This window comes from Nocardioides sp. WG-D5, from assembly GCF_054031175.1.
Genome location: NZ_CM132928.1, coordinates 1,503,112 through 1,518,079, shown reverse-complemented (window position 1 = coordinate 1,518,079; position 14,968 = coordinate 1,503,112). Strand labels below are relative to the sequence as shown.

The following is a 14,968-nucleotide window of genomic DNA, read 5'->3' as shown; positions in this document are numbered from 1 at the left end:
TACGAACGACGTGTTACACCGGAGCGACACCCGCACGAGCGCCGACTCGGCTACTCGAAGAGGGCGCGGATGTCGTCGGCGCCGATGGTGGAGCCCATGGCACCCTCGCCGTCCACGACCTTCGCGAAGAGCTCGGCCTTGCGCTCCTTGAGCTCCATGACCTTCTCCTCGATCGTGTCGGTCGAGACCAGCCGGTAGACCATGACGTGCTGGGTCTGGCCGATGCGGTGGGCGCGGTCGACGGCCTGGGCCTCGGCGGCGGGGTTCCACCACGGGTCGAGCACGAAGACGTAGTCGGCCTCGGTGAGGGTGAGGCCGACGCCGCCGGCCTTCAACGAGATCAGGAAGACCGGGGCATCGCCGTCGCGGAAGCTCTCGATCACCGCACCGCGGTCGCGGGTGGCGCCGTCGAGGTAGGCGGCGTCGATCCCCGCCTCCGCGAGCCGGGTGCGCGCCCGGCCGAGGAACGAGGTGAACTGGCTGAAGACCAGCGCCTTGTGGCCCTCGGCGGCGAGCTCCTCGATGTGGTCGACGAGGGTGTCGAGCTTGGCCGAGCCGACGTGGTCGTCGTCGGGGTCGACCAGGCCGGGGTCGAGGGAGAGCTGCCGCAGCCTGGTCAGCGCGCTGAGGATCGCGACCCGGTTGTCGTTGAAGTCGTCGAGCAGGTGCAGGATCCGCTGCCGCTCCTTGGCCAGGTGGGCGTCGTAGATCTTGCGGTGGGCCGGGTTGAGGTCCACGCCGAGCACCTGCTCCTGCTTGGGCGGCAGGTCGTCGGCGACGAGCTCCTTCGTACGCCGCAGCAGGAACGGGCGCAGCCGGGTCCGGAACCGGCGCAGCGCGCCGTCGTCACCGGACTTCTCCACGGGGGAGACCACCGTGTCGCGGAACATCCGCGGGCTGGGGTAGAGGCCGGGCGCGGTGATCGAGAGCAGCGCCCACAGCTCCATCAGCCGGTTCTCGAACGGTGTGCCCGTCACCGCGAGACGCCAGCGGGCGTCGATGCGGCGGGCTGCTGCGTACGTCTTGGACTGGTGGTTCTTGACCTGCTGGGCCTCGTCGAGGACGAGACCGGCCCAGGGACGCCCGGCGAAGGCGTCCTGCTCGAGCCGGAGGATGGCGTAGGTGGTGACCACGACGTCGGCGCCCTCACGGGCCTCGGCCACGGAGTCGACGCGCTTGCTCACCGTGCTCACCCGGAGGCCGGGGGTGTGGCGGCGGGCCTCCTGGACCCAGGCCGGTACGACGCTGGTGGGCGCCACCACGAGATACGGCGCGCGCGGGCCCGGCTGGGAGTGCACGGCATGGGAGATGGTGGCCAGCACCTGGAGCGTCTTGCCCAGACCCATGTCGTCGGCGAGGATCCCGCCGAGGCCTTGGTCGTGCAGGAACGCCAGCCAGTGGAAGCCGTCGAGCTGGTACGTCCGTAGCCCCGTGGTGACTCCCTCCAACGAAGGGCGGGGGATCTCGCGCAGGTCACGCAGCGCCTGGGCACGCTGGACCCATTCGGCGGCCTGCTGGTCGACCACGCCCAGCTCGGCGAGCTCGGCCCAGACACCGAGGTCGTGCTTGCCGACCGCGATCCCGTCGCCGGTGCGCTCGTGGAGCTGTCCGGCGGCCTCGACGACGTTGCGCAGCCGGTCGAGCTCGGGGCGGTCCGTGGTGATGTAGGTGCCGCTGGGGAGGATCAGGTGGTCGTCACCGCGGGTCAGCGCGGCGAGCACGTCCGGCAGCGGGACGGCCTCGCCGCCGATCCGGATCACGACCTGCAGGTCGAGCCAGTCCTGCCCGATCCCGGCGCCGCCCTCCGGGGAGCTGATCTCGAAGGAGATCTCCGGGTCCTCGTCGGTCTCGCGGAAGTCGGGCCGCTCCACCTCGGTGACCTCGACGCCCTCGATCTCGCGCAGTGCCGGGAGGTCGTGGATGGCGAGCGCGAGCGCGTCGCCGTCGCGTACCTCCCGCTTGCGGAGCAGGTCGGCGGAGACGCGCCCACGGAGAGAGGCCTCCTGCGCCGGGTCCCGGACGAGGCCGAGATCCTCGCGGGAGTCCACCGGGTAGTGACGTACGCCGTAGGCCCACGTCCAGCCGAGCGTGGCGTGCGTCGAGCTTCGCCAGGTGACGGTCAGGCTCAGGCGCGGCGCGGGAGGCGCCGGGATGTCGAGGGAGCCGTCGGAGGAGCGCAGCGGGACCAGGCGGGCCAGCGGGCCCAGCAGGGCGCTCAGCGTGCCGATCTCGGGCTCGGGGACGATCAGCGGCTCCCGGGCGGTCACCAGCCGCTGGGCGTGCGTCGACAGCGGCCCGGACAGATCGCCGAGGTGGAGCACCCCGGCGTCGAGGACGCCCACCGAGCGGGTCGGGCGACCGATCGGAAGCACGGTCGGGCCGGCGTAGACGCGGTCGCCGTGGGCCAGTCCGAAGCGGAGGACGGCCTCGCCGTCCTCGCGGCGCAGCTCGCCGGCGAGCGAGAGCGGCTCGTCGAAGACCACCACGCCGCGTACGTTCTCGCCGGGCAGCACGGTGACGCCGCCACGGATCGCGTCGCGGATCAGGCTGACGGCGTGCTCGCCGAAGTCGGCGAGGCTGAGCGAGGAGCCGCGGGCGTAGAGCAGCCGGTCGGGCCGCAGCTGCCGAGCGAGCTCCTGGAGGGGGAGCAGCTGGCTGCGCGGGAAGTCCTTGCCGGGCAGCGCGCTCGGGATGTTGGACCAGTCGGCGCCCGTCTTCGCCCAGCGCTCGCGGTTGCCCATCCGCATCGGCCGGAGCTCGACCGTGGGGGAGCTCGCAACCGCCGACCGCGGGCTGTGCACGTCGATCTCGAGGGCCAGCGCCGGCAGGTCGTCCTCGGGCTTGTTGTCCTCGGCGAGCTGGCCGAGCAGCGTACGTAGCTCCGTCTCCCACAACGAGCCCTGCGCCGCCGCCGACGTGCTCGAGCCGGTGAGGACCAGGCCCAGGGCGGCACCGTGCTTGCAGTTGTTGCGTACGGGGCAGCTGCACGAGCTGGTCAGCCGGTCGACGCCGTTGCGGGAGTCCAGGCTGAGGGTCACGCGGTAGGGGGCGGGGCCGCTGCCCCGGACCTCGGCCGTGGCACGCAGCGTGCCGCCGACCTCGCTGACCTGGGGCTCGGCGACGCGGCCCTCGGCCGCGTAGGCCTTGCCGCGCTCCATGGTCTGTGGGTCGAAGGTCTCGCGGAGCAGGCCGTTCGTGAGAGCTTCGAGCGAGGACACCCGACCTAGTCTTCCAGCATGAGGGCGGTTCTGCGACTTCGTGGACGCTGGTGGTGAGGAGCGTCTCGTTCGTTGCGGTGGCAGTGGTCTAGACCAGAGGTGCACCTCGACGGGGTTCCGGTGCATTCAGGGGCCTGCATAGGCGCGCGTCCGCCGCTGGTACGCAGGCAACCGAATCCGAACCCATCGCGACAACTTCGTCGCGCAAAAGGAAAGCCACCTCGATCCGAGCGGGGGGATCCGGACCGAGGTGGCGATGAATACTTTCGGCCAAGTTGCCGGTGATTGCAAGTCGAACCGCTATGGCGGGAATGTGACGTGTCGTATATCTGCCATGATGTCCGTCGTTCCTTCCCCGCCACGAAAGGGTTCTCGGATGCTCGATGCGCTCGGTCTCGACAATCTCGAGGAGACGGTCTACCGCCAGCTGGTCGGCGCTCCGTCGGCCAACCTCGACGAGCTGGCCGAGGCGGCCGACCTGGACAGCTACGCGGTCTCCGCGGTGCTGGCCGCGCTCGAGGGGAAGGGCCTGGTCGCCCGGGCCTCGGCGGGCCAGGACCGATACGTCGCCTCGCCGCCGGCGGTGGCCCTGGGGGCGCTGCTGGTCCAGCGGCAGGACGAGCTGCGCCGCGCCCAGGTCGAGATGACCGAGCTGGCCGGCCTCTATCGCGGGTCGGTCGCCCGCCGCGACGTGGCCGACGTCGTCGACGTCGTCCACGGCACCGAGGCGATCGCCCAGCGGTTCGCCCAGCTGCAGTACTCGGCGAAGAAGTGCATCCAGGCGCTGCAGAAGCCTCAGGCCGCGGTCGTCACCCGGGAGGATGCCGACGAGGCCGAGCGGGCCGCGATCGAGCGCGGCGTCAGGCACGACATCGTGCTGGAGCGCTCCGTCTTCGACACCCCCGGCATCTACGAGACCATCGACTCCGGGCTCGAGATCGGGATCGAGCTGCGGGTGGTGCCCACCGTGCCGCTGCGCGCCTTCATCGTCGACCGGGAGATCGCTCTGATCCCGCTCATGCAGGGCTCGACTCCTTCGGGCGAGCACAACACGGTCCAGGACGCGCTCCTGCTGCACCCCAGCGGCCTGCTCGACGCGATCCTCGCCCTCTTCGACCTGATCTGGGCCTCGGCGCCGAAGCTGGTCGCAACCCCCGAGGGCACGGTCGAGACGGCCGCCGACCGGCTCGAGCCGCTGGACACCAAGGTGCTCTCGCTGCTGCTGGCAGGTCTGACCGACGCCTCCATCGGGGCGCAGCTCGGGCTGTCGCTGCGTACGGTCCAGCGGCGGGTGCGCCAGATGATGGATCGCGCGCAGGTCGACACCCGCCTCCAGCTCGGCTACGAGGCAGGGCGTCGCGGCTGGCTGTGACGCCGAGCCCTACCGCTCGCCGCCGGGCACCCACAGGACGTCGCCCTGCTCCCGGTTGGCGTGCCGGGCGAGGATGAAGAGCAGGTCGCTGAGGCGGTTGAGGTAGGTCAGGGCGAGCTTGTTCATGGTCTCGCCGTGCACCTCGTACGCAGCCCAGGCCGCCCGCTCGGCACGACGCACGACGGTGCGGGCCACGTGCAGATGGGCCGCGGCGACGGTGCCGCCGGAGAGGATGAACGAGCGGAGCTTCTCGAGCGGCTCGTTGTAGTCGTCGCACCAGGCCTCGAGCCGGTCGATGTAGGCCTGCTCGACCCGCAGCGGCGGGTACTCGGGGTCGGGGACGACCGGCGTCGAGAGGTCGGCGCCGACGTCGAAGAGGTCGTTCTGGACGGTCGTCAGCACCCTGACGACGTCCTCGTCGATGCCGCCATGGGCCAGCGCGACGCCGATCGCCGCCCCGGCCTCGTCGGTGGTCGCGTACGCCTCCAGCCGCAGGTCGGTCTTCGCGGTCAGGCTCATGTCGCCGAGCCGGGTCTCGCCGGCGTCGCCGGTGCGGGTGTAGATGCGTGTCAGGTTGACCATGCGCTGAGCCTATGCGGACGGCCTGCTTCCGGGCGAGCGTGGTCATTTGACAGAAAATAGTGACGGAAGTGACGAACGAGGCTGGTGAGGTGCAACCAATCGGAGCTGCCGCGCGTCATAGTGGGCGAGAGGGAGCGTCTTGTTCTGTGTGAGGGCAACCCATTTCTGGGGATGGAGGCAGGCATGGAGATCGTGATCGACGGGCCGACGCTGGTGTTGAACGGGGACTTCGACGTACGCAGCACCTGGATGGCACGCAGTGTCATCTACGACCACCTCGAGTCGGTCGAGGGTGATGTCGTGCTCGACGTCTCCGGCGTGTCCAGTGCGGACGTGACGGCGCTGAAGCTGCTCGCCGTCGCGACGCGACAGGCCCACGCCGAGGGTCGCCACCTCACTCTCCACGGCTGCACCCCAGCGGTTCGCCGGATGCTCCACCTCTCGAGGCTCTATCGTGTGCTCGAGGTGGAGAACTCGCCGCTCATCGCGTAGTCATCGCGTAGTCGGTAAAGAGTGCGCCAAGGAGTGACATCTTCCACACCGGAGCCGGTTACTGATCGGTAACCGAGGGGCTAGCATGCCTCTTATGACGGACACCACGCCTTCCGAGCAGAGCCGCCCGGCGAAGGATCGCTCCTGGCTGATGCGCACGTACGCCGGCCACTCGACCGCCGAGGCGTCCAACGAGCTCTATCGCACCAACCTCGCCAAGGGCCAGACCGGTCTCTCGGTCGCCTTCGACCTGCCCACGCAGACCGGCTACGACCCCGACAGCGTCCTCGCCCGCGGCGAGGTCGGCAAGGTGGGCGTGCCGATCATGCACATGGGGGAGATGCGCAAGCTCTTCGACCAGATCCCGCTCACCGAGATGAACACCTCGATGACGATCAACGCGACCGCCATGTGGCTGCTCGCGATGTACCAGGTCGCCGCCGAGGAGCAGAACCCGGACATGGACCCGGCCGAGGTGGCCGCCAAGCTCGCCGGCACCACCCAGAACGACATCATCAAGGAGTATCTCTCCCGGGGGACGTACGTCTTCCCGCCGGAGCACTCCCTGCGCCTGATCAGCGACATGATCGCCTACACGGTCCACCAGATCCCGAAGTGGAACCCGATCAACATCTGCAGCTACCACCTGCAGGAGGCCGGCGCGACGCCGGTGCAGGAGATCGCCTACTCGATGTGCACCGCCATCTCGGTGCTCGACGCGGTCAAGGCCTCCGGCCAGGTCTCGGAGGAGGACTTCGGCAAGGTCGTCGGCCGGATCTCGTTCTTCGTGAACGCGGGCGTGCGGTTCGTCGAGGAGATGTGCAAGATGCGCGCCTTCGTCCAGCTGTGGGACGAGATCACCCGCGAGCGCTACGGCGTCGAGGACCCGAAGATGCGCCGCTTCCGCTACGGCGTGCAGGTCAACTCCCTCGGCCTGACCGAGGCGCAGCCGGAGAACAACGTGCAGCGCATCGTGCTCGAGATGCTCGCCGTGACGCTGTCCAAGAACGCGCGGGCGCGCGCGGTGCAGCTGCCCGCCTGGAACGAGGCCCTCGGCCTGCCGCGTCCGTGGGACCAGCAGTGGTCGCTGCGCCTGCAGCAGGTGCTGGCCTACGAGTCCGACCTGCTGGAGTACGGCGACCTCTTCGACGGCTCGCCGGTCGTCGAGGCCAAGGTGGCCGAGCTCGTCGCCGGCGCCAAGGAGGAGATCGACCGGGTCCAGGCGATGGGTGGTGCGATCGCCGCGGTCGACACCGGCTACATGAAGTCCGAGCTGGTCTCCTCGCACGCGCGCCGTCGCGCCGCGATCGAGGCCGGCGAGGAGATCATCGTGGGCGTCAACAAGTTCACGACGACCGAGCCGAGCCCGCTGACCGCCGACCTGGACGCCGCGATCATGGTCGCCGACCCGCGTGCCGAGGAGGCCGCCAAGGCCTCCCTCGAGGCGTGGAAGGCCGAGCGCGACGAGACGGCCGTCTCCGAGGCGCTGGCCGCGCTGGCCGCCGCCGCGAAGACCGACGCCAACCTGATGGAGGCCACCCTGGCCGCCGCCCGTGCGGGCGCGACCACGGGGGAGTGGGCCGGCACCCTGCGCGAGGTCTTCGGCGAGTTCCGGGCGCCCACCGGTGTCTCCGGCGCCGTCGGTGCCGCGGAGGCCGGCGCCGAGCTGGGGGCCGTACGCGACCGGGTGAAGGCCACCGGCGAGGAGCTCGGCGTCAAGCTGCGCATGCTCGTCGGCAAGCCCGGCCTGGACGGTCACTCCAACGGCGCCGAGCAGGTCGCGGTCCGGGCCCGTGACGCCGGCTTCGAGGTCATCTACCAGGGCATCCGGCTCACCCCGGAGCAGATCGTCGCCGCGGCGGTCGCCGAGGACGTACACGTCGTCGGGCTGTCCATCCTCTCCGGGTCGCACATGTCGCTGGTGCCGTCGGTGGTCGACGGCCTGCGCGAGGCGGGTCTCGGGGACGTACCCGTCATCGTGGGCGGCATCGTGCCGGAGTCCGACGCCAAGGCGCTGCTCGCCTCGGGCGTCGCGGCGGTCTACACGCCCAAGGACTTCAGCCTGACCGAGATCATGGCCGACATCGTCGAGGTCATCCGCAAGGCCAACGACCTCTCCTGAGTCCGCCGTCGACACGTCTCCCGAAAAAACTTCGGGAGACGTGTCGATCCTGCGAGCGGCCGTTCGTGGAAGGGGCAGAGGGAGGCGGACAGTGCCTCCCGCCACCTCACGGGAGAACGAGATGTCCACGATCACCACCGCTCAGCAGACCACCCGCTCCGCCCGCTCGACCCGCGCCGCCGGCCGCCAGCCGGTCTGGCTCCATGGCCTCGGCGCCACGGTTGCCGCGAGCGCGGTCGTCACCGCCTTCGCGGCCGCTGCCTCGGCGGCCGGGGTGAGCTTCGAGACCGCCTCGGGGCCGATCCCGATCCTCGGCTTCGCCCAGCTGACCGCCTTCTTCTCGCTCATCGGCGTCGCGATGGCCGCGGTGATGGCCCGCGTCGCCCGCCGCCCGCGGCGTACGTTCGTGGTCACCACCGTCGTGCTGACCGTCGCCTCGCTCGTCCCCGACGTCACCTTCGGCTTCGACGCCGCCAGTGCGGTCGTCCTGATGCTCCTGCACGTCGTGGCCGCCGTCATCGTCGTCCCGGTGCTGGCTCGTCGCCTGGCCGAGGAGCGCTGAGGTCGGCCCTACGACGCGCCGAACCGATCGTGTAACACGTTGTTCGTAGTACTACTCGCCCTATCAGATAGGGCGAGTAGTACTACGAACAACGTGTTACAGCGGCGCCCGGTAGCCTGCCGCGCATGCGAGTAACGGTTGTCGGAGCCGGAGTCATCGGGCTCTCGTGCGCGGTGCGGTTGCTGGAGGCCGGCCACGAGGTGAGCGTGATCGGCCGGGAGCGGACGAACGGAACGACGTCGGCGGTGGCCGGCGGGTTCTGGTTCCCCTACCTGGCCGAGCCGCGCGAGCGGGTGACGGCCTGGGCGGCCGAGACCTTCCTCGAGCTCGCCCGGCTGGCCCGGGAGGAGCCGGAGGCAGGCGTACGCATGGTGCACGGCACCCAGCACAACCCCGGGACCGACCTGTGGTGGGCCGCGCCGCTCACCGACCTGGCCGTCAGCGAGGACCGCGCCGAGTTCACCGTCCCGATCGCCGAGATGCCGGTCTACCTGCCGTGGCTCGAGCGGCAGGTCACCGAGGCCGGCGGGAGCATCACCACCGGGACGGTCGACGACCTGGAGCGCCTGGACGCCGACGTCGTGGTCAACGCGACCGGCCTCGGCGCGCGCGAGCTGGTCGGCGACACCAGCCTCTACCCGGTCCAAGGCCAGATCGTCATCCTCGAGCCGGGCGCCACCGAGGAGTGGCTGGAGGCCGAGGGCGAGGCTCCCTCCTACGTCTTCCCGCGCGGCGGGGACACCGTGGTCGGAGGTACGTCGGTGCCGCACGCCTGGGACCAGAGCCCCGACCCGCGTACGGCTGAGCGGATCCTCGCCGACGCCACCGCCGCCATGCCGGAGATCGCGAACGTCGAGGTCAGGGGCCACAAGGTCGGCCTCCGGCCGGCCCGCTCCTCGGTCCGGCTGGAGCGCGAGGGGCGGGTCGTGCACTGCTACGGCCACGGCGGCGCCGGGGTGACCCTGAGCTGGGGCTGCGCCACCGAGGTGGCGGCGCTCGTGAAGTAAGGCTCGCCTAACTCTGCTGTTACCCTTCGAGCGTGGGCAAGAAGAGGAAACCTCCCAAGACAGAGTGCTGCGTGTCGAAGTCGCGGTGCAAGCGGTGTCCGATCCGCATGCTCAAGGAGGGCACCCTGCCCGAGGGGATGACGGTCAAGAAGCGCCGTCTGGTGACCCTCGACGGCAAGCCGGTCAAGAAGAAGCACCTCGCCGCCTGAGCCTGCTCAGCCCGCCGTCCGTCGCGGCAGGGTGAGAGTGAGGCCGCCGACCGCCAGCATCGCGACCGCGAGGACGTATCCGGTCCGCGCGAAGTCGCCGTCCCAGCCGAGGTAGAGAGCGCCGACGAGCGCGGATCCGAGCGCGAGGCCCACCTGCATCACGGTGATCAGCAGGCCGCCGCCGAGGCCGGCGAGATGGCTCGGGACCTGGCTCAGCGCGATTCCCATGAGCGGCGACCAGAGCAGGCCGAAGCCGGCGCCGATGACGACCATGCCGACCGCGACCGTGGCCGGGCTGAATCCTGATGCCGGTTCGAGGGCGGCGATCGCACGGCTGACCAGGGCGAACCCCGCCGCGCCGAGGACAGCCCCGGAGGTGAGGACGCCGGTGCCGAAGCGCGGTGTCAACCGTCCCGAGACCACCGAGGTGGCCAGGAATGCCAGTCCGAGGGGAAGCATGCTGGCCCCGATCTGAACCGCCGAGAGCCCTCGGGTCGCCGCGGTGATCGAGAAGATGAACGTGAAGCCGCTGAAGGCGACGTACATCGGCAGTCCGGTGCCCAGGCCGGCCGAGACGCTGCGGAACCTGAAGAGGGAGAGCGGAACCAGCGGGATCGACGCGCGGCGCTCGAGCCTGGCCTGCCACCACACGAACGCCGCTGCCGCCACCGGGGTGCCGGCGAGGCAGATCCAGGTCCAGGCCGGCCAGCCCAGGGCACGCCCCTCGGTGAGAGGCAGGACCAGCAGGGTCATCAGGATGCCCAGCAGCGCGGCACCTCCGATGTCGAGCCGGCTCGGTGCCGGGGCCTTCGACTCCGGCAGGTAGCGCACCACGACGACGATGACGACGGCGACCAGCGCGGACGTCACCCAGAAGAGGGAGCGCCAGCCGAGCGATGAGTCGGTGAGGACGCCGCCGGCGAGGAACGCGACCGAGAAGGCCACCCCCGCGGTCGCCCCGAAGAGCGCCATCGCGCGGACCCGGTGGTGGCCGTCGGTGTTCGCATGGATGCTGGCCAGCACCTGTGGGGCGACGAGGGCGGCGGTCGCGCCTTGCAGCAGCCTGGCCCCGACCAGCACCTCGGAGCTCTGCGCGACGGCGCAGAGCAGCCCGGTGACGGCGAAGAGCACCAGCCCGATCGACAGCATCCGACGGCGGCCGTGCGAGTCCCCGAGCCGTCCGCCGATGACGACGAGAGAGGCGTAGACGACGCCGTACGCCGCCACGACCAGTTGCAGGACACCCGGTGAGGCATGCAGCTCGGCACCGATCTCGCCGAGGGCGACGGTGACCGACACGAAGGAGATGACCGGCACCGCGACCGCGCACAGCGCGGCGGCGAGCGCCAGAGGATGGAGTCGGCGGGGCTCGGTGGCACCATCGACGGCTTCAGGAGATGTCATGGTCATGTTCTCCACCCTGAGGGTGGTGCTATCCCGGTGGTGAGTGCCTGGTTATCCAGGTATCACCGGTGCCTGGCTAACCACTGGCCATCGGCGTACCGCGGGGTGACCATAGGAGCCATGGCCACCAGCACCGCCGGGCGAGCAGAGCTCGCCGCCTTCCTGCGCACGCGCCGTGAACGGATCACCCCGGAGGACGTCGGGCTGCCCGGCGGCGGCCGGCGACGTACGCCTGGTCTGAGGCGGGAGGAGGTCGCGCTGCTCGCCGGGGTCGGTGTCACCTGGTACACCTGGCTCGAGCAGGGCCGCGACATCAATGCGTCGGTCCAGGTGCTGGAGGCGGTCGCGCGTACGCTGCGGATGGACTCCCAGGAGCGTTGGCACCTCTTCCAGCTGGCCGGTGTCACCGTCGTGCCTCCTGCCCAGGAGGGTTCGCTGGTGGACCGCCCGCGGCAGGAGGTCCTGGACCAGCTCGACCCGCTGCCTGCCGTGGTGACGTCGCCCCGCTTCGACATCATGGGATACAACCGGGCGTACAACCGGATGATGGGTGACATCGACCGCGTGGAGCCGGGGGAGCGGAACACCGCGTGGCTGTTCTTCACCGACCCGTACTGCAAGAACATGTGCGTGGGCAACCGGCCGGCGGCGGCCGCGCACCTGGTCGGAACTCTGCGGGCGGCGATGGCCCAGCACCTCGACGACCCGCTGTGGACTGGTCTGGTGCAGCGACTGCGGGAGGCCTCGCCGGAGTTCGACGAGGTGTGGATGCGCCATGACGTGGTCGACGCCCCGGTGCCGGCCAAGGACTTCGTCAGCCCCGTGGGCGACCTTCATCTGACCTCGACGCGCTTCGGCGTCGGCTCCGGCGGCTCCCGGATGATGGTCTACACGCCTCGTGACCAGGCGACCGCGGAGCGCCTGGAGGCCCTGGTGGCCTACGACGAGCGGCACCGGCTGCGTGCGGTCTGAGGGACGTGCTGGTTCCGGTCCTCGAACAAGTGCGGAAATTGGGCGGCTGATCCATTGCCCGGGTGGTAGGAATTGCTTTGCAGTCGACTACCTACTCGTGCAAGGACGTTACCGATGCCTCACGCCACCCGCCGCTCTGTCCTGTCCGGTGCTGCTGTCACGGGCGCCGCGGCGCTGAGCGCTGCCGGCTACACCGCCACGCCGGCGTACGCGGGAAAGCCGGACACCGTCCGGCTGACCGTGCTCGGCACCACCGACCTGCACGGCAACGTCTTCAACTGGGACTACTACAAGAACGCCGAGTTCTCGAACAGCGCCGGCAACGAGATCGGCGTCGCCAAGGTCAAGACGCTGATCGACGCGGTACGCGAGGAGCGACGCGGCGAGCCGATCCTCACGATCGACGCCGGTGACACCATCCAGGGCACCCCGCTGGCCTACTACTACGCCCGGATCGACCCGATCACCGAGGGCGCGATCCACCCCATGGCGCGGGCCATGAACCTGGTCGGCTACGACGCCGCGGCGCTCGGCAACCACGAGTTCAACTACGGCATCGACACCATCCGGAAGTTCGAGGAGCAGGTGAACTTCCCGATGCTCGGCGCCAACGCGGTCGACCCGTCGACCAAGCTGCCGGTCTTCCCGCCCTACATCATCAAGGACTACGACCTCGGCCGCGGCCGCCGCCTCCGGGTGGGTGTGCTCGGTCTGACCAACCCCGGCATCGCGATCTGGGACAAGGCCAACGTCGAGGGGAAGATGGAGTTCCCCGGGCTGGTCGAGCAGGCCAAGATCTTCGTGCCCGAGCTCAAGAAGGCCGGCTGCGACCTGGTCATCATCAGCGCCCACTCCGGGGCCGACACCTCCAGCTCCTACGGCGACGAGCTGCCCCCGGAGAACGCCTCCACCCTGGTCGCCGAGCAGGTGCCGGACGTCGACGCGATCCTCGTCGGCCACGCCCACCGGGAGATCACCCAGCGCTACGTCACCAACACCGAGACCGGCAAGCAGGTGCTGCTGACCGAGCCGCTCTACTGGGGCATGCGCGTCTCCGTGATGGACCTGGTCGTACGCCGCGAGAAGCGTCACGGCCGGCCCCGCTGGGTCCTGCAGTCGGCGACCTCGCAGACGCTCAACTCCAACACCGTCGACGCCGACCCGGAGGTCTCGGCCGCCGTGCAGGAGCAGCACGACGTGGTGATCGACTACGTCAACTCCGTCGTCGGCACCTCGGCCGTGGAGATGCTGGCCGCGCGGGCGGTCGTGGAGGACGTACCGATCATCGACTTCGTCAACTTTGTCCAGGCCGACGCGGTCAAGGCGGCGCTCACCGGTTCCGACGCGGAGCTGCCGGTCATCTCGATCGCGGCCCCGTTCAGCCGCGCCGCGGCCTTCCCCGCGGGGGAGGTGACCGTACGCGACGTCGCCGGTCTCTACATCTACGACAACACCCTGATGGCGGTGCGCATCACCGGCGCCCAGCTCAAGGACTACCTCGAGTTCACCGCGCGCTACTTCAAGCAGGTCAGCGGCACCGGCCCGTTCCCGATCGACCAGGTGACCAACGCCCCGACCAACACCGCGCCCAACGGCACGCCCGACTACAACTTCGACACGATCGCCGGCCTGGACGCGCCGCTGACCTACGACATCGACATCTCCGTCCCGGTGGGCTCGCGGATCACCGGCCTGGCCTACGGCGGCGTCGCGGTCACGGACGAGCAGGAGTTCGTGCTCGCGGTCAACAACTACCGCCAGTCCGGTGGCGGCGGCTTCCCGCACGTCACCGACGCCACCGTGGTCTACAACCAGCAGGTCGAGATCCGGCAGCTGCTCATCGACTGGGTCACCGCCCACCAGGTCATCGACCCGGCCGCCTTCGCCTCGGTCGACTGGCGCCTCGTCTCCGGCGGCGAGCCGATCACCGTCAACTCCTGACCGCCGAGTCGGCGGTCAGCGGGGGTTGATCCAGTTGAGCAGCTGACTCATCGAGATCAGCAGGTCGTCCAGCCGCCGCTCGACGCTGTCCAGGCGCGCGTTGACGCTGTCGATCGCGGCGTCGGTGCGCTCCATCCGCCCCTTGATCGCATGGAACTCTGCCGTGTGCATCTGCTGCATCGTCAGGAGATCGATCATGATCGCCTCGACGTCGCTCACGGACAGGCGGCCCCCAACGCCATGCCCCGAGTAGTTCATGGACATGGCGTGAATCTTGTCACGCAGTTCCATGCGAAACGTATGGAATGGTGTTTCGCCGACGTGAACTTGCCTGACCGTGCACCAACTGTTGGTCAGAAGAGTCTCTCGGTCGGATCGTCGAGGCCGCGCAGCGCGTCGTAGTCGACGATCGCGCAGGTGATGCCGCGGTCCTCGGCGAGCACGCGGGCCTGCGGTTTGATGGCCTGGGCTGCGAAGATGCCGCGCACCGGCGCCAGCAGCGGGTCGCGGTTGAGCAGCTCGAGATAGCGAGTCAGCTGCTCGACACCGTCGATCTCACCGCGTCGCTTGATCTCGACGGCGACCGACCTCCCGTCGGCGTCGCGGCACATCAGGTCGACCGGGCCGATCGCGGTCGGGTACTCGCGGCGTACGAGGGTCAGGCCCTCGCCCAGCGTCGCCGGGTGGTCGGCGAGGAGCTCCTGGAGGTGCTTCTCGACGCCGTCCTTCTGCAGACCGGGGTCGATGCCCAGGTCATGCGACGTCTCGTGGTGGATCTCGTCGATCAGGATCCGCAGGGTGTCATCGGTCTTGGAGGTCACGGTCCACTCGACGCGGCCGTCGTCGGACTTGCCCTCCGAGAGGGTGCAGGGCGGCGACATCCAGTTGAGGGGCTTGTAGGAGCCCCCGTCGGAGTGGACCAGCACCGATCCGTCGGCCTTGAGCATCAACACCCTGGTGGCCATCGGGAGGTGGGCGGTGAGCCGCCCCGCGTAGTCGACCTGGCAGGTGGCAACGACGAGTCTCACCGGGAGAACGTATCGCATGGGCCCATGTGAGCAGCGTCACGCCACCAGGGGTTACTCAT

13 protein-coding genes are annotated in these 14,968 nt (G+C 69.9%); 8 read left to right on the top strand and 5 right to left on the bottom strand.

All coding sequences use genetic code 11. The features are described from left to right. Positions 1-50: 50 nt before the first annotated feature. Positions 51-3,218, bottom strand: coding sequence for a DEAD/DEAH box helicase (locus tag ACWZJV_RS07345; protein WP_457180806.1), 3,168 nt, complete (start codon positions 3,216-3,218; stop codon positions 51-53). Between the two features lie 376 nt (positions 3,219-3,594). On the opposite strand from ACWZJV_RS07345, the gene ACWZJV_RS07340 reads away from it, so the two are divergent. Further along, positions 3,595-4,590, top strand: coding sequence for a helix-turn-helix domain-containing protein (locus tag ACWZJV_RS07340; protein WP_008362153.1), 996 nt, complete (start codon positions 3,595-3,597; stop codon positions 4,588-4,590). A gap of 9 nt (positions 4,591-4,599) precedes the next feature. On the opposite strand, the gene ACWZJV_RS07335 is transcribed toward ACWZJV_RS07340, so the two are convergent. Next, the gene (locus ACWZJV_RS07335) at positions 4,600-5,172 is read right to left on the bottom strand and encodes a cob(I)yrinic acid a,c-diamide adenosyltransferase (RefSeq protein WP_457180803.1); all 573 of its coding nucleotides are present in this window, start codon (positions 5,170-5,172) and stop codon (positions 4,600-4,602) included. A 183-nt stretch (positions 5,173-5,355) separates the two neighbouring features. On the opposite strand from ACWZJV_RS07335, the gene ACWZJV_RS07330 reads away from it, so the two are divergent. From ACWZJV_RS07330 to ACWZJV_RS07310, 5 genes are all read left to right on the top strand, one after another. After that, positions 5,356-5,664: an STAS domain-containing protein gene (locus ACWZJV_RS07330; RefSeq protein ID WP_040756541.1), complete on the top strand. Its 309-nt coding sequence runs from the start codon at positions 5,356-5,358 to the stop codon at positions 5,662-5,664. Between the two features lie 94 nt (positions 5,665-5,758). Continuing rightward, positions 5,759-7,786, top strand: coding sequence for a protein meaA (locus tag ACWZJV_RS07325; RefSeq protein WP_457180800.1), 2,028 nt, complete (start codon positions 5,759-5,761; stop codon positions 7,784-7,786). A gap of 121 nt (positions 7,787-7,907) precedes the next feature. Beyond that, positions 7,908-8,348 carry a DUF6069 family protein gene (locus ACWZJV_RS07320; RefSeq protein ID WP_457180798.1) on the top strand — a complete coding sequence of 147 codons (441 nt, stop codon included), beginning with the start codon at positions 7,908-7,910 and terminating at the stop codon, positions 8,346-8,348. Between the two features lie 125 nt (positions 8,349-8,473). Then, positions 8,474-9,355 carry an FAD-dependent oxidoreductase gene (locus ACWZJV_RS07315; protein WP_457180796.1) on the top strand — a complete coding sequence of 294 codons (882 nt, stop codon included), beginning with the start codon at positions 8,474-8,476 and terminating at the stop codon, positions 9,353-9,355. 71 nt (positions 9,356-9,426) lie between these two features. Further along, the gene (locus ACWZJV_RS07310) at positions 9,427-9,564 is read left to right on the top strand and encodes a hypothetical protein (RefSeq protein ID WP_196876577.1); all 138 of its coding nucleotides are present in this window, start codon (positions 9,427-9,429) and stop codon (positions 9,562-9,564) included. 6 nt (positions 9,565-9,570) lie between these two features. On the opposite strand, the gene ACWZJV_RS07305 is transcribed toward ACWZJV_RS07310, so the two are convergent. Then, positions 9,571-10,968: an MFS transporter gene (locus ACWZJV_RS07305; RefSeq protein WP_457180794.1), complete on the bottom strand. Its 1,398-nt coding sequence runs from the start codon at positions 10,966-10,968 to the stop codon at positions 9,571-9,573. A gap of 120 nt (positions 10,969-11,088) precedes the next feature. Between ACWZJV_RS07305 and ACWZJV_RS07300 the strand changes: the two genes are divergently transcribed. Beyond that, a complete protein-coding gene (locus ACWZJV_RS07300; protein WP_457180792.1) occupies positions 11,089-11,940 on the top strand; it encodes a helix-turn-helix transcriptional regulator in 852 nt (283 codons plus the stop codon). A gap of 114 nt (positions 11,941-12,054) precedes the next feature. After that, entirely contained in the window at positions 12,055-13,881 is a 1,827-nt protein-coding gene (locus ACWZJV_RS07295; RefSeq protein WP_457180790.1) for a bifunctional metallophosphatase/5'-nucleotidase, read from the top strand. 15 nt (positions 13,882-13,896) lie between these two features. On the opposite strand, the gene ACWZJV_RS07290 is transcribed toward ACWZJV_RS07295, so the two are convergent. Together ACWZJV_RS07290 and nucS are read right to left on the bottom strand one after the other, a co-directional pair. Next, complete coding sequence (locus ACWZJV_RS07290) at positions 13,897-14,172, bottom strand: hypothetical protein (protein WP_008362168.1); 276 nt, start codon at positions 14,170-14,172, stop codon at positions 13,897-13,899. 62 nt (positions 14,173-14,234) lie between these two features. After that, positions 14,235-14,909 carry an endonuclease NucS gene (gene nucS / locus ACWZJV_RS07285; protein ID WP_457180787.1) on the bottom strand — a complete coding sequence of 225 codons (675 nt, stop codon included), beginning with the start codon at positions 14,907-14,909 and terminating at the stop codon, positions 14,235-14,237. Positions 14,910-14,968 lie beyond the last annotated feature (59 nt).